This window comes from Pseudomonas sp. SDI, from assembly GCF_003105155.1.
Lineage (GTDB): Bacteria > Pseudomonadota > Gammaproteobacteria > Pseudomonadales > Pseudomonadaceae > Aquipseudomonas.
Genome location: NZ_QETK01000003.1, coordinates 1 through 19,833, shown reverse-complemented (window position 1 = coordinate 19,833; position 19,833 = coordinate 1). Strand labels below are relative to the sequence as shown.

The 19,833-nt window shown below is 64.2% G+C and carries 20 protein-coding genes and 2 pseudogenes; 15 read left to right on the top strand and 7 right to left on the bottom strand.

What is annotated here, in order from left to right; translation table 11 throughout:
* Nucleotides 1-62: 62 nt before the first annotated feature.
* Entirely contained in the window at nucleotides 63-1,001 is a 939-nt protein-coding gene (locus DCO48_RS02510; RefSeq protein WP_116549042.1) for a MerR family transcriptional regulator, read from the top strand.
* A gap of 6 nt (nucleotides 1,002-1,007) precedes the next feature.
* Here the strand turns inward: DCO48_RS02510 and DCO48_RS02505 are convergent, their stop codons facing one another.
* Both DCO48_RS02505 and DCO48_RS02500 read right to left on the bottom strand, forming a co-directional pair.
* Nucleotides 1,008-1,616, bottom strand: coding sequence for a hypothetical protein (locus tag DCO48_RS02505; RefSeq protein WP_116549041.1), 609 nt, complete (start codon nucleotides 1,614-1,616; stop codon nucleotides 1,008-1,010).
* A 68-nt stretch (nucleotides 1,617-1,684) separates the two neighbouring features.
* Complete coding sequence (locus DCO48_RS02500) at nucleotides 1,685-2,146, bottom strand: PAS domain-containing protein (RefSeq protein WP_116549040.1); 462 nt, start codon at nucleotides 2,144-2,146, stop codon at nucleotides 1,685-1,687.
* A 130-nt stretch (nucleotides 2,147-2,276) separates the two neighbouring features.
* Here DCO48_RS02500 and DCO48_RS02495 point away from each other — a divergent pair, with 130 nt between their 5' ends.
* The 4 genes and pseudogenes from DCO48_RS02495 (at nucleotide 2,277) to DCO48_RS02480 (ending at nucleotide 4,954) form a co-directional block, all read left to right on the top strand.
* Nucleotides 2,277-2,732 (top strand): flavodoxin, encoded by a 456-nt coding sequence (locus tag DCO48_RS02495; protein WP_116549039.1) that lies wholly within the window; start codon nucleotides 2,277-2,279, stop codon nucleotides 2,730-2,732.
* 7 nt (nucleotides 2,733-2,739) lie between these two features.
* A pseudogene (locus tag DCO48_RS02490) lies at nucleotides 2,740-2,841 on the top strand (LrgB family protein); the annotation flags it as partial.
* A gap of 184 nt (nucleotides 2,842-3,025) precedes the next feature.
* A complete protein-coding gene (locus tag DCO48_RS02485; RefSeq protein ID WP_116549038.1) occupies nucleotides 3,026-3,931 on the top strand; it encodes an alpha/beta fold hydrolase in 906 nt (301 codons plus the stop codon).
* Between the two features lie 111 nt (nucleotides 3,932-4,042).
* Nucleotides 4,043-4,954: an SDR family oxidoreductase gene (locus DCO48_RS02480; protein WP_116549037.1), complete on the top strand. Its 912-nt coding sequence runs from the start codon at nucleotides 4,043-4,045 to the stop codon at nucleotides 4,952-4,954.
* Nucleotides 4,955-5,266: 312 nt separating this feature from the next.
* Here DCO48_RS02480 and DCO48_RS02475 read toward each other — a convergent pair whose 3' ends face one another.
* Nucleotides 5,267-6,052: an IclR family transcriptional regulator gene (locus DCO48_RS02475; protein ID WP_116549036.1), complete on the bottom strand. Its 786-nt coding sequence runs from the start codon at nucleotides 6,050-6,052 to the stop codon at nucleotides 5,267-5,269.
* Between the two features lie 175 nt (nucleotides 6,053-6,227).
* On the opposite strand from DCO48_RS02475, the gene hmgA reads away from it, so the two are divergent.
* From hmgA to maiA, 3 genes are read left to right on the top strand one after another with little or no spacing between them, the layout of a single operon-like run.
* Nucleotides 6,228-7,529, top strand: a complete 1,302-nt coding sequence (hmgA, locus tag DCO48_RS02470) for a homogentisate 1,2-dioxygenase (RefSeq protein ID WP_116549035.1) — start codon at nucleotides 6,228-6,230, stop codon at nucleotides 7,527-7,529.
* Nucleotides 7,530-7,531: 2 nt separating this feature from the next.
* Entirely contained in the window at nucleotides 7,532-8,824 is a 1,293-nt protein-coding gene (gene fahA, locus DCO48_RS02465; RefSeq protein WP_116549034.1) for a fumarylacetoacetase, read from the top strand.
* A 12-nt stretch (nucleotides 8,825-8,836) separates the two neighbouring features.
* Complete coding sequence (maiA, locus tag DCO48_RS02460) at nucleotides 8,837-9,472, top strand: maleylacetoacetate isomerase (protein WP_116549033.1); 636 nt, start codon at nucleotides 8,837-8,839, stop codon at nucleotides 9,470-9,472.
* A 68-nt stretch (nucleotides 9,473-9,540) separates the two neighbouring features.
* Here the strand turns inward: maiA and DCO48_RS02455 are convergent, their stop codons facing one another.
* Entirely contained in the window at nucleotides 9,541-10,350 is an 810-nt protein-coding gene (locus DCO48_RS02455; protein ID WP_116549032.1) for a SirB1 family protein, read from the bottom strand.
* A 117-nt stretch (nucleotides 10,351-10,467) separates the two neighbouring features.
* Here DCO48_RS02455 and DCO48_RS02450 point away from each other — a divergent pair, with 117 nt between their 5' ends.
* The gene (locus DCO48_RS02450) at nucleotides 10,468-11,490 is read left to right on the top strand and encodes a Glu/Leu/Phe/Val dehydrogenase dimerization domain-containing protein (protein ID WP_116549201.1); all 1,023 of its coding nucleotides are present in this window, start codon (nucleotides 10,468-10,470) and stop codon (nucleotides 11,488-11,490) included.
* Nucleotides 11,491-11,497: 7 nt separating this feature from the next.
* Here DCO48_RS02450 and DCO48_RS02445 read toward each other — a convergent pair whose 3' ends face one another.
* Nucleotides 11,498-11,761, bottom strand: coding sequence for a YebG family protein (locus DCO48_RS02445; protein ID WP_116549031.1), 264 nt, complete (start codon nucleotides 11,759-11,761; stop codon nucleotides 11,498-11,500).
* Nucleotides 11,762-12,028: 267 nt separating this feature from the next.
* On the opposite strand from DCO48_RS02445, the gene DCO48_RS02440 reads away from it, so the two are divergent.
* A complete protein-coding gene (locus DCO48_RS02440) occupies nucleotides 12,029-12,505 on the top strand; it encodes a phosphate-starvation-inducible protein PsiE (protein WP_116549030.1) in 477 nt (158 codons plus the stop codon).
* Nucleotides 12,506-12,574: 69 nt separating this feature from the next.
* On the opposite strand, the gene DCO48_RS02435 is transcribed toward DCO48_RS02440, so the two are convergent.
* Both DCO48_RS02435 and DCO48_RS02430 read right to left on the bottom strand, forming a co-directional pair.
* Complete coding sequence (locus DCO48_RS02435) at nucleotides 12,575-12,976, bottom strand: HPF/RaiA family ribosome-associated protein (RefSeq protein WP_116549029.1); 402 nt, start codon at nucleotides 12,974-12,976, stop codon at nucleotides 12,575-12,577.
* A gap of 178 nt (nucleotides 12,977-13,154) precedes the next feature.
* Nucleotides 13,155-13,391: pseudogene (locus DCO48_RS02430) on the bottom strand (hypothetical protein); the annotation flags it as partial.
* A 262-nt stretch (nucleotides 13,392-13,653) separates the two neighbouring features.
* On the opposite strand from DCO48_RS02430, the gene DCO48_RS02425 reads away from it, so the two are divergent.
* The 5 genes from DCO48_RS02425 (at nucleotide 13,654) to DCO48_RS02405 (ending at nucleotide 19,640) form a co-directional block, all read left to right on the top strand.
* The gene (locus tag DCO48_RS02425; RefSeq protein WP_116549028.1) at nucleotides 13,654-13,959 is read left to right on the top strand and encodes a DUF3649 domain-containing protein; all 306 of its coding nucleotides are present in this window, start codon (nucleotides 13,654-13,656) and stop codon (nucleotides 13,957-13,959) included.
* The gene (locus DCO48_RS02420; protein WP_116549027.1) at nucleotides 13,956-15,533 is read left to right on the top strand and encodes a PepSY domain-containing protein; all 1,578 of its coding nucleotides are present in this window, start codon (nucleotides 13,956-13,958) and stop codon (nucleotides 15,531-15,533) included. Before DCO48_RS02425 ends, DCO48_RS02420 begins: the two co-directional genes overlap by 4 nt.
* The gene (locus DCO48_RS02415) at nucleotides 15,533-15,859 is read left to right on the top strand and encodes a DUF3325 domain-containing protein (protein WP_116549200.1); all 327 of its coding nucleotides are present in this window, start codon (nucleotides 15,533-15,535) and stop codon (nucleotides 15,857-15,859) included. The genes DCO48_RS02420 and DCO48_RS02415 overlap by 1 nt, the downstream gene beginning before the upstream one ends.
* Before the next feature lie 4 nt (nucleotides 15,860-15,863).
* Complete coding sequence (locus DCO48_RS02410) at nucleotides 15,864-17,117, top strand: sigma-70 family RNA polymerase sigma factor (protein ID WP_116549026.1); 1,254 nt, start codon at nucleotides 15,864-15,866, stop codon at nucleotides 17,115-17,117.
* Between the two features lie 105 nt (nucleotides 17,118-17,222).
* On the top strand, nucleotides 17,223-19,640 hold the full coding sequence (locus DCO48_RS02405; RefSeq protein WP_116549025.1) for a TonB-dependent receptor: 2,418 nt from the start codon (nucleotides 17,223-17,225) through the stop codon (nucleotides 19,638-19,640).
* Nucleotides 19,641-19,833 lie beyond the last annotated feature (193 nt).

Genomic DNA, 19,833 nt, shown 5'->3' with positions numbered 1-19,833 from the left:
TGACGTTTCAGCTTTGCGCGGTAGAATCGCCATTCACCCTTGGAAATACGGCTTTTGCGGCGATGAACGAACCTACTTCTGCCTCCCAGGACCACGATGCCCTCGCGCATGAGGAGCTGTTTCCCATTCGCGAAGTGGCGCGTCTGACCGGCATCAACCCGGTCACGCTGCGGGCCTGGGAGCGCCGTTATGGGCTGATTCAGCCCACGCGCACCGAAAGTGGGCACCGGTTGTACTCGCAGACCGATATCGAAGAGGTACGCAACATCCTCGGCTGGATCGAGCGCGGGGTTGCGGTGAGCAAGGTTGGCCGCATCCTTGCCAAGCACCACCGCCTCAAGGAGCCGCTTGCCGAGCCCGTCCCCGACGACTGGGCACAGTGGCAGGCGCAGGTGCGCGTGGCGGTCAGCGCGTTCGACGAACGCCGGCTGGAAACCGTATACGGCCAGGTCTTCGCCAGTTATCCACAGGTGGTGGTGTTCCAGGACATCCTGATGCCGGTATGGCAGGCACTGCGCACCGCACACGACGGTTTCGGCCGGGTCAGCGAATGGCTGTTCCTCGATGGCTTTTTGCGCGCGCGGGTCGCCCAGCGTTTGCAGTTGGCCCGTGATCGGCAGGAAATCGGCGTGGTGATTGCGGCCATCCCTGGCCAGTGCCGCGAGCTGGAACTGCTGGTGGCGGCGCTGATGCTCGGCAGCAGCGACATCGCTGTTACGGTGCTGGCGCTGGGGCAGCCACTGGAAGAATTGAGCCTGGTGTGCGAGCGCATGGCGCCGCATGCGTTGGTGCTGTACTCCAATCACCCGCCAGCGGCCGACCTGCCCAAGCGTATGGTGCGGCTGGCGATGGGCCTGGATTGCGCGTTGCTGTTCGCCGGGGAGGCTTCGGACCTGGCGCAGGACACCCTGATCAATTCACAAATCGCCTGCCTGGGCAGTGAAGGTCGGCTGATGCGCCGGCGTCTGCAGCAATACCTGGCCGGGCACCTGGACAGCTGAGCGGGTTCAGTCCTGGTGCAGTTCGGGATGGGCGCGACGGTGTTGTTGCAGGATGTACTGGCGTAGCCGCTCGATCTCGTCGCTGTGCCGCTGGCTCAGTCGGTAGGCCGCCAGGCCGGCCGCCGTGCGCCGTTGCAGGGTGCCCTGCAAGGCAATCGGGGCATCGCCGCCGGGGGCGAAGAACAGGCTGAAGGTCTTCGGCGGTTCGCGGTCGTCTGGCAGTTCCAGCAGCACCCCCTTGAAGGAAATTTCGCGCACCTTCAGCTCGGTGCTCAGGCCCAGCTCGTCTTCCAGTGCGATTGGGGTGTCGAGGGTCAGGCGCCAGGGGCGCATCATCGGCCCATCCTCGAAAATGCTCGGGGCACCGAGTCTCAGGTGCACGGCATGGAATTCGTCTTCGATCAGTTGCAGCGGGAAGCTCATCTGCTGGTTTTCGAACTGCGCCTGCAATGTCACCTGTTCCTGAGCGATCAGCCGGGTCAGCAGCTCCTGCACCTGGGTGCCGCCATTGAGCCGCAGGCTCGACGTGGCATCGGCCAGGTTCAGCTGCGGCGAGCGGTGCATGGTTTTAATGAAGTCCAGCTCATCCTGGGTAAGGAGGGCGTCTGCTTGCATGATCGAACTCGATGTAAATCAGGAGATGCGCACTTGTCACGGTGGTGGACAACAGTTTCGTCGGTTTGTTAGGACCGTTGGTCGTTTTCCAGCGCAGCGATCCGCGCCTGGGCGGCGGCGAGGCGCTGTTCCAGCTCTGCCACACGCTGTTCCGTGGCCACCTGTCTACTCACGTCCTTCTGCACCCCGATGAAATAGGTCAGGTTGTCGCCTTCGTTGAACACCGGAGTGATCGACAGCTCGTTCCAGAACCGGCTGCCGTCCTTGCGGTAGTTGCGCAGCACTTCGCGGCACGGCTCGCCACGCTGCAACGCCTCGCGGATCCGTGCGCGGGCCGGCTGGTCGCGGTCGTCGCCCTGCAAAAAACGGCAATCGCGGTAGAGGATATCGTTGGCCTGATAACCGGATAGCCGCTCGAACGCCGGGTTCACGTAGATCAGGATGGTGTCGTCATCGCCTTCCTGCTCGGCGACCACGATGCCGTCGTTGGAGGCGTCAACCATGCGTTGCAGCAATGTAGCGTTGATCATCGAACCGCACCGGTGAGGGGAGGATTAAACACGCCGAGGCGATTCTAGAGCATTGGACATTAGCCGATAAGGCCTTTTGCCAGCCTCGGGTGCTAGTATCCTACGCTTTTACTCAGTTTCGGAATCCGCTATGAAAGTCGTCATCCTCTCCGGGTCGGTTTACGGTACCGCCGACGAAGTTGCCCGCCATGCCGAAGTGCTGCTCAAGGCCGCTGGTTTCGAAGCCTGGCACGCCGCCCGTGCCACTTTGCAGGACCTCCAGGGCTTCGCCCCGCAAGCTTTCCTCGCCGTTACCTCGACCACCGGCATGGGTGAGCTGCCGGACAGCCTGATGCCGCTGTTCAGCGAAATCCGCGACGTGCTGCCGGCGGCCTGGCGCGGCCTGCCGGGGGCGGTGATCGGCCTCGGCGATTCGAGCTACGGCGACACCTTCTGCGGCGGCGGCGAGCAACTGCGCGAGCTGTTCGCCGAGCTGGGCCTGCACGAAGTGCTGCCGATGCTGCGCCTGGACGCCAGCGAAACCGTGACCCCGGAAACCGACGCCGAGCCTTGGCTGGCCGAGTTTGCGGGCGCCCTGAAGGGCTGATCAGCCGCTGTTCTGGCTGGCGCTGACCGTACTGGCCTACCTCGCTAGCCGCTGGCTGTACCGGCGCACCGGGGGCTACCTGTTGTCGCCGCTGTTGGCAGCCCCGCTGTAGGTTTTCTCTGTCTGACTCGCTCGGTCAGCAAGCTGGCTGCCAACGCAACTCACGCTGCCGGGCGAGGCGACTAGACTGATCGCCAGAGAGCACGTCCAAGTGCCCGGGTGATCGCAATGACCACAGCCAATACCGTGAGCGACAACAGCAGTCGAACCGCCCACCAACCGAGAAACCTGTGATGCCACTGGCCGAGATTCCACTCTGCGTCTGGCGGACCCGGGGTCTGAGTTTTACCTTCCGCAACCAGAGCATTCGTTATTGGAGCGCAGGGCAAGGAGCGCCACTGCTTTTGATCCACGGGTTCCCGACGGCGAGTTGGGACTGGCATTACCTGTGGCAACCCCTGGCCCAGCGCTTTCGCCTGATTGCCTGCGACATGCTCGGTTTTGGCGATTCGGCCAAGCCGCCACAGCATGACTACAGCCTGCTCGAACAGGCCGACCTGCTGCAGGCACTGCTGCAACACCTGGACATCACCGAGCCGGTGCATCTGCTTGGGCATGACTACGGCGCCACGGTTGCTCAGGAACTGCTCGCCCGTCACCACGAAGGGCGTGCGCAGATCGGCAGTTGCGCCTTCCTCAATGCCGGGCTGTTCCCCGAAGCGCACCGCACCTTGCTGATCCAGAAGCTGCTGCTCGGCCCGCTGGGCTGGCTGGTGGCGCGTTCGTTCGGCCGCGACGACCTGGTGCGCAATGTCAGCCAGGTCTACGGGCCGTGCACCCATCCGAGCGAAAGCGCGCTGGACGACTACTGGAGCCTGGTGGCGTCGAACCGCGGCAACCGGATCCTGCACAAGCTGATCGGCTACCTGCCGGAGCGGGTCGCCCAGCGCGAGCGCTGGGTTGGCGCCTTGCAGGTCGGCGACGTCCCGCTACGCTTCATCAATGGTGCGTTGGACCCGGTGTCCGGCGCGCATATGGTCGAGCGTTACCAGCAACTGGTGCCCAACCCCGACACGGTGTTGTTGCAAGGCATCGGGCATTACCCGCATACCGAGGCGCCGGTACAGGTGCTGCGTCACTACCTGGCGTTCCGGCAACAGCCGCTGCCCGGTCTTTTGCAGAAAGTGGCCTGGTCCTGACCATCCCGCTGCCTTATTGCCTGCCATTCAGCGCCCCCCCGGTTGATTGCCCGGGGCCGGGCGCTGGCCGACACTGCTTGCCTGTTCCCTTTGCCTTGGTGGAGATCTGCGATGACCGATTCGGTGCGTCTGGAAGATAGAGTGGTGATTGTCACGGGGGCCGGCGGTGGCCTTGGGCGCGCGCATGCGCTGTTGTTCGCGCAGCATGGGGCCAAGGTGCTGGTCAACGACCTGGGCGGCTCCACCCATGGCGAAGGCGCCAGCGCCTCGGCGGCCGACCGGGTGGTGGCGCAGATCCGTGACGCGGGCGGCACGGCCGTGGCCAACCATGATTCGGTGACCGACGGGCAGCGTATCGTCGAGCAGGCGCTGGATGAATTCGGCCGGGTCGACGTACTGGTGAACAACGCCGGGATCCTGCGCGACAAGACCTTCCACAAGATGGAAGACGCCGATTGGGGTCAGGTCTACCAGGTGCATGTCGAAGGTGCGTACAAGCTCACCCGTGCGGCCTGGCCACACCTGCGCGAGCAGAACTTCGGCCGGGTGATCTTTACCAGTTCCACCTCGGGTATCTACGGCAACTTTGGCCAGGCCAACTACGGCATGGCCAAGCTGGGCCTGTACGGGCTGACCCGCACGCTGGCGCTGGAAGGGCGCAAGCACGGCATTCTGGTCAACGCGATTGCCCCGACCGGCGGCACGCGGATGACCGAGGGGCTGATTCCTCCGCAGGTGTTCGAGCAGCTGAAACCGGAGCTGATCAGCCCGCTGGTGGTGTACCTGGGCAGCGCGCAGTGCGAGGACACCGGGCAGTTGTTCGAAGTGGGCGGTGGCTGGATCGGCAAGACGCGCTGGGAACGCAGCCTGGGCGTGGGGTTCGATCCGCAGGCCGGGTTCAGCGTCGAGGATGTGGCGGCGAACTGGGCGCAGATCGGCGACTTCGAGGGCGCACTGCATCCGCGCGACAGCCTGGAGGCGTTGGGGCAGATGATGGCGAATTTGCAGAAAGTTCGGCAGTGAATTCAGCCCGCGATGAGGCCCTTGAATCCCGCGCATAAAAAAGGCCGCTGCAGAGCAGCGGCCAAGTAAGACGTAGATCAAGGAGCTTCAAAATCAACGTCGGTGAACCTGAAGGGCGACGATCCAGCGTGTCAGGGGAGGACTCTAGGGGGAGAGTATTAACCAGACATTAAACAGCCAGAACCGTCGGCCTGTGCTCCGCGAAAGGCTGTTCGCTGCAAGCCAGGTAAGAATAGTCAGTCCACCACGTCAGAAAAATAGCCCTTTGTGACATTCACTGTTGCGTCCGCAGTAACAGTGCACCAAATTGGGTCATGGCGCTGCTTCATAGCCCATTCGCCAACTGATCGCCTGTGCCGCCGCCAGTAGCTGCTGCGCTGCCGGGCCCTGTTCGTCGGCATGAAAGATCGACGTCGGGCCGACCACGGTGATTACCGCCGCAATCTGCCCCATGGCGTTGAACACCGGCGCCGACAGCGCATCCACCCCCGGCATCAGCAAGCCATGCACATGGTGCAGGCCGCGCGCGCGGATCTGCGCGAACAGCGTGTCGTACTGGCTGGCCGGCTGGCCGAGGACGGCCAGCTCGGCGTCACGCAGCTCCAGGGTTTCCCGCGTCGGCAGGTAAGCGCCGAACACCAGCCCGGTGGACGAGCTGAGCAGTGGCAGCACCGAGCCGATCTGTGTCACTACGGTCACCGCGCGCACCGCCGGCTCGATGCTTACCACGGTCGCGCCCTGGTTGCCCCACACGGCGATGAAGCAGCTTTCGTTCAGTTCGTCGCGCAACTGCGACATTGGCAGTGCCGCAACCTTCAGCACATCCATCCCGCCCAGCGCCGCCAGCCCCACGCGCAAGGCCTCGCGGCCCAGGCCATAGTGGTTGGTGGCCGGGTTCTGCTCGGCGAAGCCACTGGCGATCAACGCCTGCAAATAACGGTGAACCTTGCTCGCCGGCATCTGCACGTGCTCGGCCAGGCGCGACAGCGAGGTGGCCGGCGACAGCTGGGCCAGGGCCTTGAGGATGTCGGTGCCGACCTCTGCCGAGCGGACCTTCTGTTTGCCGTTGCTGTCGGCAGGGGTACTGGCTTTGGCCATGGTGTGCGGGCTTCCGGGGGGCAGGGGAGGGCGTCTTTATAGCTTGACGGCAATTCGTAATCAAATTACGTTATGCGTAATGTCATTACGATAAAAATAACGCAGAAGTGCTGTCAGCGCTGGCAAGGCGAGCAGCCAACTGCCACAACCGGCCCGTATGGGGCCTGGAGGCTCGATGAACCTCGATTCCACGCCTGCTCTCGCTTACCAGAGCGGTTTCGGCAACGAATTCGCAAGCGAAGCACTGCCCGGCGCCCTGCCGGTTGGTCAGAATTCCCCGCAAAAAGCCCCCTACGGCCTGTATGCCGAACTGCTCTCGGGCACGGCTTTCACCATGACCCGGAGCGAGTCGCGGCGTACCTGGCTGTATCGCATTCGCCCATCGGCGCTGCACCCGCGTTTCGAGCGCCTGGAGCGGCAGTTGGCCGGTGGCCCGCTGGGGGCGGTGACGCCAAACCGTCTGCGCTGGAGCCCGCAACCGATTCCGAGCGAGCCGACCGACTTCATCGACGGCTGGGTCGCGATGGTCGCCAACTCGGCGGCGGAAAAACCGGCCGGCATCAGCGTCTACCACTACTGCGCCAACCGCTCGATGGAGCGGGTGTTCTTCAACGCCGACGGCGAGCTGTTGCTGGTGCCGGAGCAGGGGCGCCTGCGCATCGTTACCGAGCTGGGCATCCTTGAGGTGGAACCGCTGGAAATCGCCGTGCTGCCGCGCGGGATGAAGTTCCGCGTCGAACTGCTCGACAGCCAGGCCCGTGGCTACCTGGCGGAAAACCACGGCGCCCCGCTGCGTATCCCGGACCTCGGCCCGATCGGCAGCAACGGCCTGGCCAACCCGCGCGACTTCCTCGCCCCGGTGGCGCATTACGAAGAGCAGGCTGGCCCGGTGCAACTGGTGCAGAAGTTCCTCGGCGAACTGTGGGGCTGCGAGTTGCAGCATTCGCCGCTGGACGTGGTTGCCTGGCACGGCAACAACGTGCCGTACAAATACGACCTGCGCCGCTTCAACACCATCGGCACGGTCAGCTTCGACCATCCCGATCCGTCGATCTTTACCGTGCTGACCTCGCCGAGCAGCGTGCCGGGCATGGCCAACCTCGACTTCGTGATCTTCCCGCCGCGCTGGATGGTGGCCGAGAACACCTTCCGTCCGCCATGGTTCCACCGCAACCTGATGAACGAGTTCATGGGCCTGATCAAGGGCGAGTACGACGCCAAGGCCGACGGCTTCCTGCCCGGCGGCGCGTCGCTGCACAGCTGCATGAGCGCCCACGGCCCGGATGCGCCCACCTGCGACAAGGCGATTGCCGTCGAGCTGGCGCCAAGCAAGATCGATAACACCATGGCCTTCATGTTCGAGACCAGCCAGGTGCTGCGTCCGACCCGCCATGCGCTTGACTGCCCGCAACTGCAGGCCGACTACGATAGTTGCTGGGCTACCTTGCCGAGCACCTTCACCCCGAATCGGAGATAACCATGAATCAGTCCGCCATTGCCCGCAGTTGGGTCGAACACGCCAACGGGCATAGCGATTTCCCGCTGCAGAACCTGCCGCTGGGTATTTTCAGCCGCGGCAGCGACGAGCGTCGCTGTGGTGTAGCGATCGGCGAGGCGATCCTCGACCTCGACGCAGCACTGGCCGCCGGCTTGTTCGACAGTCAGGCTCGCGCCGCCGTTGAAGCCACCCGTGGCGGTGCGCTGAACGCCTTCTTCGCCCTCGGCCGTGGTGCCCGCGTGGCGCTGCGCGAACGACTGCTGGAACTGCTCGGCGAAGACAGCCCGTACCAGGCGCAACTGAAAGGCCTGCTGTACCCGGCGGCCGAGTGCCAACTGCACCTGCCGGCGCGGATCGGCGACTACACCGACTTCTATGTAGGCATCGAGCACGCGAAGAACGTCGGCAAGCTGTTCCGCCCGGACAACCCGCTGCTGCCGAACTATAAATACGTGCCGATTGGCTATCACGGCCGCGCCTCGACCATTCGTCCGTCGGGCGCCGACGTGCGTCGGCCGAAGGGCCAGACCCTGCCGGCCGGCCAGACCGAGCCGAGCTTCGGCCCGTGCGCACGGCTGGACTACGAACTGGAGCTGGGCATCTGGATCGGCCAGGGCAACGAGATGGGCGATTCGATTCCGGTCGCCGAAGCGGCCGAGCACATCGCCGGTTTCTGCCTGCTCAACGACTGGTCGGCACGCGATATCCAGGCCTGGGAATACCAGCCGCTGGGCCCGTTCCTGTCGAAAAGCTTCATCTCCACGGTGTCGCCGTGGGTGGTGACGGCCGAAGCGCTGGCGCCGTTCCGCTGCGCGCAGCCGGCCCGCCCGGAAGGCGATCCGCAGCCACTGTCGTACCTGCTGGACAAGCGCGACCAGGCCAACGGCGCGTTCGATATCGAGCTGGAAGTGCTGCTGCTCACCGAGCGCATGCGCGAGCAAAACCTGCCGGCGCACCGCCTGACCCTGAGCAACACCCTGAGCATGTACTGGACCGTGGCGCAGATGGTTGCCCACCACAGCGTCAACGGTTGCCAGTTGCAGCCGGGAGACCTGTTCGGTTCGGGCACCCTGTCCGGGGCCAAGCCTGGGCAGTTCGGCAGCCTGCTGGAGATCACCCAGGGCGGTAAGGAGCCGGTCGAGCTGGCCAGTGGCGAGGTGCGCAAGTTCCTCGAAGATGGCGACGAGATCATTCTCCGGGCGCGTGCCAGCCGTGACGGCGTGGCGTCGATCGGCTTCGGCGAATGCCGTGGCAAAGTCGTACCGGCACGCTGAGAGGGCAGGGCAATGGATCTCTATGGCTACTACCGTTCGACCTCGTCGTACCGGGTGCGGATTGCCCTGGCGCTGAAGGGGGTGGAGTACCAGGCGGTGCCGGTCAACCTGCTCAAGGGCGAGCAGCGTGAGCCGGCCTTCACCCGGCTCAACCCGCAGGGGCGAGTGCCGGCGCTGAAGCTTGATTCCGGGGAGCTGCTGCTGCAGTCGCCGGCGATCATCGAGTACCTGGAGGAGGTTTATCCGCTGCCGGCGCTGTTGCCGGGCAGCGCCGTGCAGCGCGCGCAGGTGCGCGGCGTAGCGGCGCTGATTGGCTGCGATGTACACCCGTTGCATAACGTCAGCGTGTTGAACCAGCTGCGTCAGCTGGGGCATGACGAGGCGGCGCTGAATCAATGGATTGGCCACTGGATTGGCCAGGGGCTGGCGGCGGTAGAGCAGTTGATTGGCGACAGCGGCTTCTGCTTCGGCGCTGAGCCGGGGCTGGCCGACGTGTACCTGATTCCGCAGGTGTATGCGGCGCAGCGGTTCAATACCGATCTGACGGCGTATCCGCGGATTCGTCGGGTGGTGGCGCTGGCGGCGGCGCATCCGGCGTTCGCCCAGGCGCACCCGGCGAAGCAGGCGGATGCACCAGCCGAGGCATAAGCCGTCTAGCGTAGGCGCTGGCAAGCCAGCTCCTACAGTGGCTTGAGGCATTTCTGTAGCTGCGAGTGCTAATGCACCGACGGTGAAGACGCCGGTGGCAAATGGCTCAGCCGTTCGCTCAGGCGCAACTGCTGAATCGGGTCGTCGCTGAGCAGCAGTGCAAGCTCCAGGTCGTAGCGTTCGGCCTGCGGGCACCCCATGCGCTGATACAGGGTCGCCCTGGCCAGATAATCGCTGGCGCTCGGCGCACCCAACTGCAACACCCGCTCGGCATCCTTCAACGCCGACAGATCGTCATCGTTGGTTGCGTGCAACTGGCGCAAGTTACGCGACAGGCGCTGCAACATCTGCTGGGCGCTGGCCGTCAGCAAATGCTCAGCACTCAACGCCAGCTGTGGGCCGAACTGCCGGCCCAGCAGTTCGCGGCAGTCGCTGGCGTACAGGCGCCGGCCACCACAGGGATCAAGCAGATGATCCGCCCCCGGCACCCGCAGCAGAAAATGCCCGGGAAAATTCACCCCCTCCAACGGAATCGACAACCCCCGCGCCACCTCCAGCGTCAGCAGCGCCAACGCCAACGGCTGCCCACGGCGGCGTTGCAGCACCTTGTCGAGCAATGCCGCCTGCGGTCGTAACGGGTGATATTCGTCTTCCTGAAAGCCCTGCGCGCACAGCTCGCGCAACAGCGGTTGGGCCAGCTCGGCCACCGGCAGCATCGGTAGCTTGCGGCTCACCTCCTGTTGCAAGGCGCGCACCTGCTCCAGCGCCTCGCGCGGCTGCACGCTCGGGTCGTGTTCGGCAGCGATCCACAGCGCCGCCTCGAACAGGGCGACGGGGGTGCGATCAAGGCAGGCGAGGCAGGCTTGGCGTGGGCTCATGACAATCTCCGCTCAAGCTGTTGTTTTAGCGCTGGTAGGGGCTTTCGTCCAGTGCCGCAGCAGGCTGCAGGACCCCGCCTATACTTGGTGAAGCACCGCGACCCCGAGGGCCCGACGATGTTTGCTCTCATGCAATCCACCCGTACCCAGTCGCTGCACCTGTGTATCGACCCGGCCACAGGCCTGAAGGCCGTGATCGCCATTCACAACGAGCGGCAGGGCCCCGCCATGGGCGGCTGTCGCTACCTGGCCTACCCCGACGACGACAGTGCCATGACCGATGCCATTCACCTGGCCCAGGGCATGACCTATAAAGCCGCGCTCGCCGGCCTGCCGTTTGGTGGCGGCAAGGCGGTGATCATCCGTAATCCGCATGTGGAGAACCGTGCCGCGCTGTTCGAGGCGCTGGGGCGATTTATCGAGTCGCTGGACGGACGCTTCATCATTGGTACCGACAGCGGCACCTCGACCCTGGACATGGATTGCATTGCCCAGACCACCCAGCACGTTACCAGCACCACGGCTGCCGGCGATCCGTCGCCGTATTCGGTGATGGGCGTATTTGCCGGGATTCGCGCCACCTCGATGGCCCGCCTGGGCAGCGACAACCTGGAAGGCTTGCGGGTGGCGGTGCAGGGCCTGGGCAATGTCGGTTATGCGCTGGCCGAGCAACTGCATGCCGCCGGTGCGGATTTGCTGGTGAGCGACCTGGACCCCGGCAAGGTGCAACTGGCGATGGAACAGTTCAACGCCCATCCGATTGCCCCGGAGGCGCTGATCGGCACGCCGTGCGACATCTTTGCACCCTGTGGCTTGGGCGCCGTGCTCAACGGCCAGAGCGTGATGCAACTGCGCTGCGCGGCGGTGGCCGGTTCGGCGAACAACCAACTGACCACCCTGCAGGTGGCCGATCAGCTGGAAAACCGCGGCATCCTGTACGCCCCGGATTTCATCATCAATTCCGGCGGCCTGATCTACGTGGCGCTCAAGCACCAGGGCGAAGACCTCGGCACCATCACCGCGCACCTGGCGCAGATACCCTCGCGGCTGACCGAAGTGTTCGCCCACGCCCAAGCGGAAAAACGCTCGCCGGCGCGGGTGGCGCAGATGCTCGCGGAACGGCTGGTGTACAACAGCTGAGGCGGGGTTACTCGGCAGCGCTGCCGTTGAGCAACTCGGCCAGGGCATCGGGCTGGCTCTTGAAGGCCTTGGCAAACACATCGCGGTTTTTCGCCATGTAGATACCGGCATCTTCGACCTGCTGTTCGCTCAGCGACGGCACGGCTTTTTTCAGTACCTCGGCCAACAGCTCGGCCAGTTCGAGCATCTTGTCGTGACGGTCTGCTTCGGCTTTATCCATGAACAAGCGCTCCAGATCGCGGCTGCTGCGGTATACCACTTCGATGGCCATTCATCACCTCACATGCCTTTCGATAATTGACGAGTACGAATACTGTGTTTTTATACAGTTAAAAGCATAAGGTAATCCAGCGGATTTGGATAGTGGCATTTTTATAGCCCAGTTTTGTCCGCCGGGTGCGTTTCGCTGGGCAGTTTTAGTGCCTTGCGGCAATCGGTCGCCTTCTCAAGCACGGCTCCTGGCCTTTTTACTGCATGCAGGCAAAGCGTCATGTGTCTGCCGCATCCTCCTTCCACGTCGTTTCAGGGAATTCGCATCGTGAACATCAATTGGGCTGACAAACTGCGCAAAGGGCTGCACAGCTCTGCGGACTCGCTCGGCAATCTCTGCGTCGAAGCCTTCCACTACCTGGCGTTGTTCGGGATTGGTGCGATAACCGCATATGCCGCGGTGGCCACGTTCATCGACATGTTGGGCAAGGGCGGGGTCAGCGTCGATGACATCCTGCTGCTGTTCATCTACCTTGAGCTGGGCGCAATGGTAGGGATCTACTTCAAGACCAACCACATGCCGATCCGCTTCCTGCTCTACGTGGCGATCACCGCGCTGACGCGCCTGCTGATCGGCGACGTGTCGCACCACAAGGCACCGGATGTCGGCCTGCTGTATGTGTGTGGCGGGATTCTGCTGCTGTCGTTCTCGATTCTGGTGGTGCGCTACGCGTCGTCGCGTTACCCGTCGACCAAGGTCATCGATGCCAATGGCAAGGACATCGGCGACGACGGCAAGGTTTAACCGGCGCCGCTGCCGCTCCGGGCCATAAAAAAGGCGGGCCCCCGGCCCGCCTCCTCTACGTGGTAAAGCTTATCCCAGGCGAGCTTGCTCGTTTTCCAGGAACTCTTCCTGCAACAACCCGTCATTCACCGGCTCGGCGCCCTGCTGAACCACGGCGCGCTTGTTGCGCAACTTGCCGTAGAAGTGCTCGAGGGCATGATCGAGTTTGCTCGCGGCACCTTCCACGGCCTGCTCCAGCGATGCGGATTTGTGGGTGACGGAAATCGGTTGATGGCCTTTTGGGCGTGCCTCCATCTGGCAGCGTTTGTCGTGCGGGCCGGGCTTGTCGCCGTTTTCATCCCGCAGGTGGACCTCAACGCGGGTGAGGTCTTCTTCATAACGTTCGAGCGTGCTTTCTACCGTGCTGCGGACCCACTGCTCCAGCCGGATGTTGCCTTGAATATGGTTGTCGCTATTGACTTGGATTTGCATAGTTCAATCCCTTATTCAGCTAGCTCGCAAGAGAATCGATGTGGCCTGTGCGGCCCATGGAAATCATCGCCTCTTGACTACAAGGTCAGGCACTTGGCGGAAACTTGCAACCCCTTGAAGAAGAAAAATATCTTGTAGCAAAGAGCCCGACGCAGGCCGGGCTTTTGCATGCGCTGGGTCAGGGCGCGAGGGAGGTCTGCAGGTATACAGTCCGTGGTTCACCCACGTACTTGCCCTTGTTGTTGTCGTCGAACGAGCGCGTGAAGTACTGGTGATTGAAGATATTGCGCACCCCGATGGCGACGTTCAGGTTTGATAGCTGCGGGCCGAAATCGTAGGCCGCGCGGCTGCTGAAGAGCATCTAGCCGGGGATGTTGCCGGTGCTGCCGTCGGCGCTTTCGGCCGAGGGGTTGGCGTACAGGTTCCACTCGTCGCTCAGGTGATACATCACGTTCAGCGCCGGCAGCGCGGTGTGGTAGTTGCCCTGATCGGGTTGTGCGCGTGCAGGGCTGCGTGGGCCAGCGACGAACCGATCCCGCGCAGGCGCTGATTGAGCCGCTGGATATGCGCCCAGGCCTGGAGCTGGCAAGCCAGCGGCTACAGAAAAGCAGGGCGCTCTTTGCTTGTGAGAATATTTATCATTAATATTGGCGGTCTTTCCCCAATGGACTGATCCCATGAAAAGCAAAGCTGCCGGGCTGCCGTTGCGTTATCGCCTGGCCGTGACCTCCCGTTGCCTTGCCGCCCTGCTGGGTGGCTATCTGCTGGCAGCGATGGCGAGCGTCTGCATGGGCCTGGTGCTGCCAATGCCCAAGGCCGAGGCAGTGATCACCGGCATGATGCTGTCGTTCCTGTTTTACCTGGTGGCGATTCTCTGGAGCTTCGCCTGTCGCAGCGCCGCTCAGGCCTGGCTCGGCATCCTGCTGCCGAGCGCCGCGCTGGCGTTGCTCAACGGGCTCGTCTACTGGATGAAAACCCCATGAAAGAAGGCTTCCGCCAGGCCATGGCCTGGCTGCACACCTGGTCCGGCCTGATCTTTGGCTGGTTGCTGTTCGCCATCTTCCTCACCGGCACGCTGTCCTACTTCAAGTCCGAGATCAACCACTGGACCCAGCCGGAAATCCCCAGCCGGCCACTGGATGCCGCGGCCAGCCTCGACCTGGCCCAGGGCTACCTGCAACAGCACGCCGTCGGCGCCGGCAGTTGGTTCATCAGCCTGCCCAACGCCCGCGAGCCGGCGCTCAACGTCAGCTGGCGAGCAGCGGGCGGCGGTCGTGGCGACTTCACCGAAAAGACCCTCGACCCCGCCACCGGCGCCGAACTGCAAGCACGCGACACCCGCGGCGGCGAGTTCTTCTACCGCTTCCACTTCCAGTTGCAGATGCCGCACCCCTGGGGGCGCTGGCTGTCGACGTTCTGTGCGCTGATGATGTTCGTCGGGCTGATCACCGGGATCATTACCCACAAGAAGATCTTCAAGGAGTTCTTCACCTTCCGTCCGGGCAAGGCCCAGCGCTCCTGGCTCGACGGGCACAACGCCATCGGCGTGCTGGTGCTGCCGTTCCACTTGATGATCAGCTACAGCAGCCTGGTGATCTTCATGTCGCTGGTGATGCCGGCGAGCATCCTCGCCAGCTACAACAACGACACCCGTGCCTTCTTCAACGATGTGTTCGGCATGCCGCAAGCGCTCAAGGCCAGCGGCACTGCTGCCGCGCCGCTGCCGTTGTCGACGTTGTACGCCAAGGTGCAGGAGCAGGCGCCGGGCGCGCGCCTGGCCTGGGTCGAAGTGCAGAACCCCGGCGACGAGAACGCCCGCGTGCGCTTCACCCGCTATGCCGGCGACCGTATTGGCCACCAGCGTGGCGACGGCTGGTTGTTCAATGGCGTCGACGGCGCGCTGCTCAGCAGCGGTTCCTCCGCCCCGGCGCCGATGCTGATTGCGGGTGGCTTCTACGGCCTGCACATGGGCGAATTCGCTGGCCCGTTGCTGCGCTGGCTGTACTTCTTCTTCGGCCTGGCCGGCACGGCGGTGATCGGCACCGGCCTGGTGATGTGGCTCGGCAAGCGCCAGCTCAAGCATGCCAAGCGTGGCACCCAGCCATTCGAATTGCGCCTGGTCGAAGTGCTGAACATCGCCAGCATGAGCGGCCTGATCATTGCCGTGGCCGGCTTCTTCTGGGCCAACCGGCTGATCCCGGCGTTGCAGGAGGGCCGTGCCGACGCCGAGATCAACACCTTCTTCACCCTCTGGGGGCTGTCCGTGGTGCATGCGATGTTGCGTCCGGGGCGCCGCGCCTGGGGCGAGCAGTTGTCGCTGGGGGCGATGTTCTGGCTGGCGTTGCCGCTGATCAACGCCTTCACCACGGGCCAGGGCCTGAACCATTCGTTGCAGGCCGGCGACTGGGCGATGGCCGGCTTCGACCTCAGCGCACTGGGCACCGGGCTGTTCCTGCTGTGGGCCAGCAACACGATGCGGCGCCCGCCAGTGGTTGCGCCCAAACGCACCGCCAAGGTCGCCAACGCCGCGCCGCTGATCGAAAGCGAGGTGCCATGATGCTGGCCATTGCCTTGTTCGGTTTTGCCGGCGTTGCCGGATTGTGTCTGGCGATGGAACGGCACTACCGCGACCTGCTCGGACATACGCCGAGCCGCGCCCGGCGGCGTGCGTTGGAGGTCGGCGGCTGGCTGTTGCTGGCGGTCGCGCTAGGGCTGGCGGTGGCGCACAGCGGCTGGGCCATGGGGTTGGTCGAGTGGTTCGCGGTACTGATGGCCGGGCTGTGCCTGTGGGTGTTTGTCCTGCCATACCGACCGCGACTGATGCTTGGCCTGGCCGCCGCCAGCCTGCTGTTCGGGCCGTTGGCGGCGCTTGGGGTGATCTGAACCGATGAGCGAGCCGCTCGACCAGAACGGGCCCGGCCGGGCGCGCTTTCTCCAGGTATTCCTCGCCCAGCGGGCGCGCATGGAAAGCCTGGTGAGCCGGCGCGTCGGCTGTCGGGCGACAGCGGCGGACCTGGTGCAGGAGCTGTTCCTGCGCTTCTGGCGGCGCCCGCAGATCGAGGTCGAGGCGCTCGACACCTACCTGCTGCGCTGCGCCGGCAATATCGCCATCGACCACCTGCGCAGCGAAAACGCCCGCGAGCGGGCCACCGACGGCCTCTGCGGCAGTGCCTTCGTCAGCCCCGGCAGCGAGCCGCAGGCGGCGCTGGAAATCGACAACGACCTGCGCCGCATCAACGCCGCACTCTGTGCGTTGCCCGAGCGTACCCAGCAGATTTTCCTGCTCAACCGCCTCCATGGCCGAACCTACGCTGAGATCGCCACATCGATGGGCGTGTCGCCAAGCGCCGTGGAGAAACACATGATGCGCGCCCTGGAGGCGTGCAAGGCGAGCATCGCCGATGGTGCGCACGGGCGCTGGCGTCCGCGCCTGGGCGGGCTGGCACTGTCGGCCAGCCTGATGCTCGCGGTGGCGCTTGCTGCCGGCGTGCACCCGCGCAACTGGCTCGATGATTTCGGCGCGGATTACGTCGCCGCCGTCGGCGAAGTAAAAACCGTGACGCTGGCCGACCAGTCGCAACTGACGCTGGATGCCGACAGCGCCATCAGCGTCGATTTTGCGCATGGCCAGCGGCAGGTCGAGATTCGCCGTGGGGCGGTGTTCTTCCAGGTCAGCCACACCGGCGCGCCGTTCGTGGTCAAGGCCAACGGTGGCGAGGTGCGGGTGCTCGGCACCCAGTTCGAGGTGCGTCGCCAGGGCGATGGCGCCCAGGTGACGGTGCTGTCGGGCAAGGTCGGCGTCAGCGCTGCGGCGGGCGAGGCACAGCAACTGCTTGGCGCCGGTCAGCAGGTGGCCTTCGCCCACGGCAGCGCCGAGCCGCTGCGCAGCGTCGACAGCGAAAGCCAGCTGGCCTGGCGGCAGGGCTGGTTGAGCTACTACCAGGTGCCGTTGGCCCAGGTGGTGGAAGACCTCGCCCGGCACTACCCTGGGCGCATCGTGCTGCTGGGCAGCGAGCTGGGCGAGCGCAACGTCAGCGGCAGTTTCCCGGCCGACGATCCGCTGGCGGCGCTGGATGCCCTCGGTTCGGTCGCCGGCTTCAAGCGCATCACCGTGCTTGGCCGGGTCACGCTGCTGCGCTGAAAATTATTTTTGCAGAAACCGCTGAGGACTTTTTGTTCGACAACCGTGTAGTGTCTGGAAATGCGATTTATTCGCATAAACGTCGTTCACGCACAGGTCATCGGCATGAAGTTCAGGGCAACGTCATCGGTAGTACGTTCCGTTTCAATTTGTCTCGGTGCTGCGGCGCTCTTTCCCGGCGCCTCGGCGGTCGGCGTGGCGCAGGCGGCGGAGCAGATCGAGCCGTGGTTCAACTTTGCCCAGGCGAGCAAGCCATTGCCGCAGGCGCTCAACGACTTCAGCCGGGTGACGGGCCTGAGTGTGGTCTACACCGTCGACCTGCCTCGGCTGAACGCCCCGGCCCTGAACGGCGCGCTGAGTGCCGAGCAGGCCCTGCAACGGCTGCTGGGCAGCAGCGGCTACAGCTACCGTCGGCTCAACGCCCGCACGGTCACCCTTGAGCCGCTGGCGCAAGGCGCTGCGCTCAACCTTGAGCCGACCACGGTCAACTCGCAACAGGACAGTGTCGGCAGCTACCAGCCACCCGTTACTGCGTCGATCATGCGCGGCCAGGCGCCGAACCAGGAAATCCCGCAGGCGATCAACGTGGTGCCGGCCCAGGTCATCCGGGACCAGGCGCCCCGTAACCTCGACGACGTCTTGTACAACGTCAGCGGCATCACCCAGGGCAACAACTTCGGCGGCACTGCCGACACGGTGATGAAGCGTGGTTTTGGCGACAATCGCGACGGTTCGATCATGCGTGATGGCATGCCGATCGTGCAGGGCCGCAGCCTCAATGCCACCACCGAGCGGGTGGAAGTGCTCAAGGGATCGGCGTCCCTGCTGTATGGCATCCAGGACCCGGGAGGGGTGATCAACGTGGTTAGTAAACGCCCGCAATTGCAGGCGTACAACGCGATCAACCTGCGTGGTTCGACCTATGGCAGCGGCAAGAACGGCAGCGGCGGTGGTCTCGACAGCAGCGGCGCGCTGGGCGAGAGCAACCTGGCCTACCGGTTGGTGCTCGACCATGAGGACGAAGACTACTGGCGCAACTATGGCACCCACCGCGAGTCGCTGGTGGCGCCGTCGATTGCCTGGCTGGGTGAGGACACCCAGGTATTGCTGGCCTACGAGCACCGCGAGTTTCTCTACCCGTTCGACCGTGGCACGGCGATCAGCCCGGTCACCAATCACCCGTTGAACATCCCCCGTACGCGGCGGCTGGACGAGCCGTTCAACGACATGGAAGGGCGCTCCGACCTGTATCGGCTGGAAGTCGATCATCAGCTCAACGACGACTGGAAGGCGCACGTCGGTTACAGCTTCAACCGCGAAACCTACGACGCCAGTCAGGTGCGGGTGACCGGGGTGAATGCGGCGCGTGGCACTCTGACCCGCAGCATCGACGGCACCCACGGCGCGCTGAGCAGCGACCGCTTCGCGACGGCGAGTTTGGACGGCAAGGTGCAGCTCGCTGGCATGCAGCACGACCTGCTGCTGGGCATCGACAACGAATATCGCAAGGTGTATCGCGCCGACCTGATCCGCCAGGCCAGCCGCAGCGTCTTCAGCTATCTCGATCCGGTGTATGGGCGGGAAGTGCAGGGTACTGCGGTGCGTGCCAGCGACAGCGACCAGACCGACCAGTTGCGCAGCGACTCGGTGTTCTTCCAGGATGCCGTGCACCTGGATGAACACTGGATCTTCGTGGCCGGGGCGCGTTATCAGACGTTCGACCAGTACGCGGGGCGGGGGCGGCCGTTCAAGGCCAACACCGACAACAGTGGCCAGGCCTGGGTGCCGCATGCGGGGTTGGTGTACAAGGTCGACGATACCCTGTCGTTGTATGGCAGCTACAGCGAGTCGTTCAAGCCCAACTCAAGCATTGCGCCGCTGACGGGCGGGTTGCTGCTGGATTCGGCGATTGACCCGGAGCAGGGCACGTCGTGGGAGCTGGGGGCCAAGCTGGACATGCCTGGCTCGATGACCGGGACCCTGGCGTTGTTCGATATCACCAAGCGCAATGTGTTGGTGGCGAACTTCGACCAGGCCACTGGCGATACCCGCTACAGCAATGCCGGGGAGGTGAATTCGCGTGGCGTGGAGTTGGACTTGAGTGGGCAGGTGAGCGAGCGCTGGAGTGTGATTGGCAGCTATGCGTTTACCGATGCCGAGGTGACCGATGATCCGACGCTCAAGGGCAACCGCTTGCAGAACGTGGCCAAGCACAGTGGTTCGTTGTCGGCGGTGTATGAGGTGGGCAGTCTGTTCGGTGGCGACCGGTTGCGCCTGGGGGCCGGGGCGCGTTACGTGGGGGCGCGCGCGGGTAATGCGGAGAATGATTTCGACTTGCCGGCGTATACCGTGGCGGATGCGTTTGCCACCTATGAAACCAAGCTGGACGAGCACAAGGTGCGCTTTCAGTTGAACGTCAAGAACCTGTTCGACAAGACCTATTACACCTCGGCGGTTAACCGCTTCTTCGTGGCCGTGGGGGATTCGCGGCAGGTCAGTTTGTCGAGCACCCTGGAGTTTTGATCCGCTTCTGTGGGGGGCGGTTTTGCCGGCGATGCTTTTGATTTTTTGGCTCTGGCTCCGGCTCCGGTGGACATATCCATTGTGGATGGCGGCTCTGCCGGCCCCTTCCGCCCTGACGGCGGCCAACTTTTGACGGCGCAAAAGTTGGCAAAACGCCCCGGCCCTGCATACGGCCCCTGCGCTGCGCTCCGGG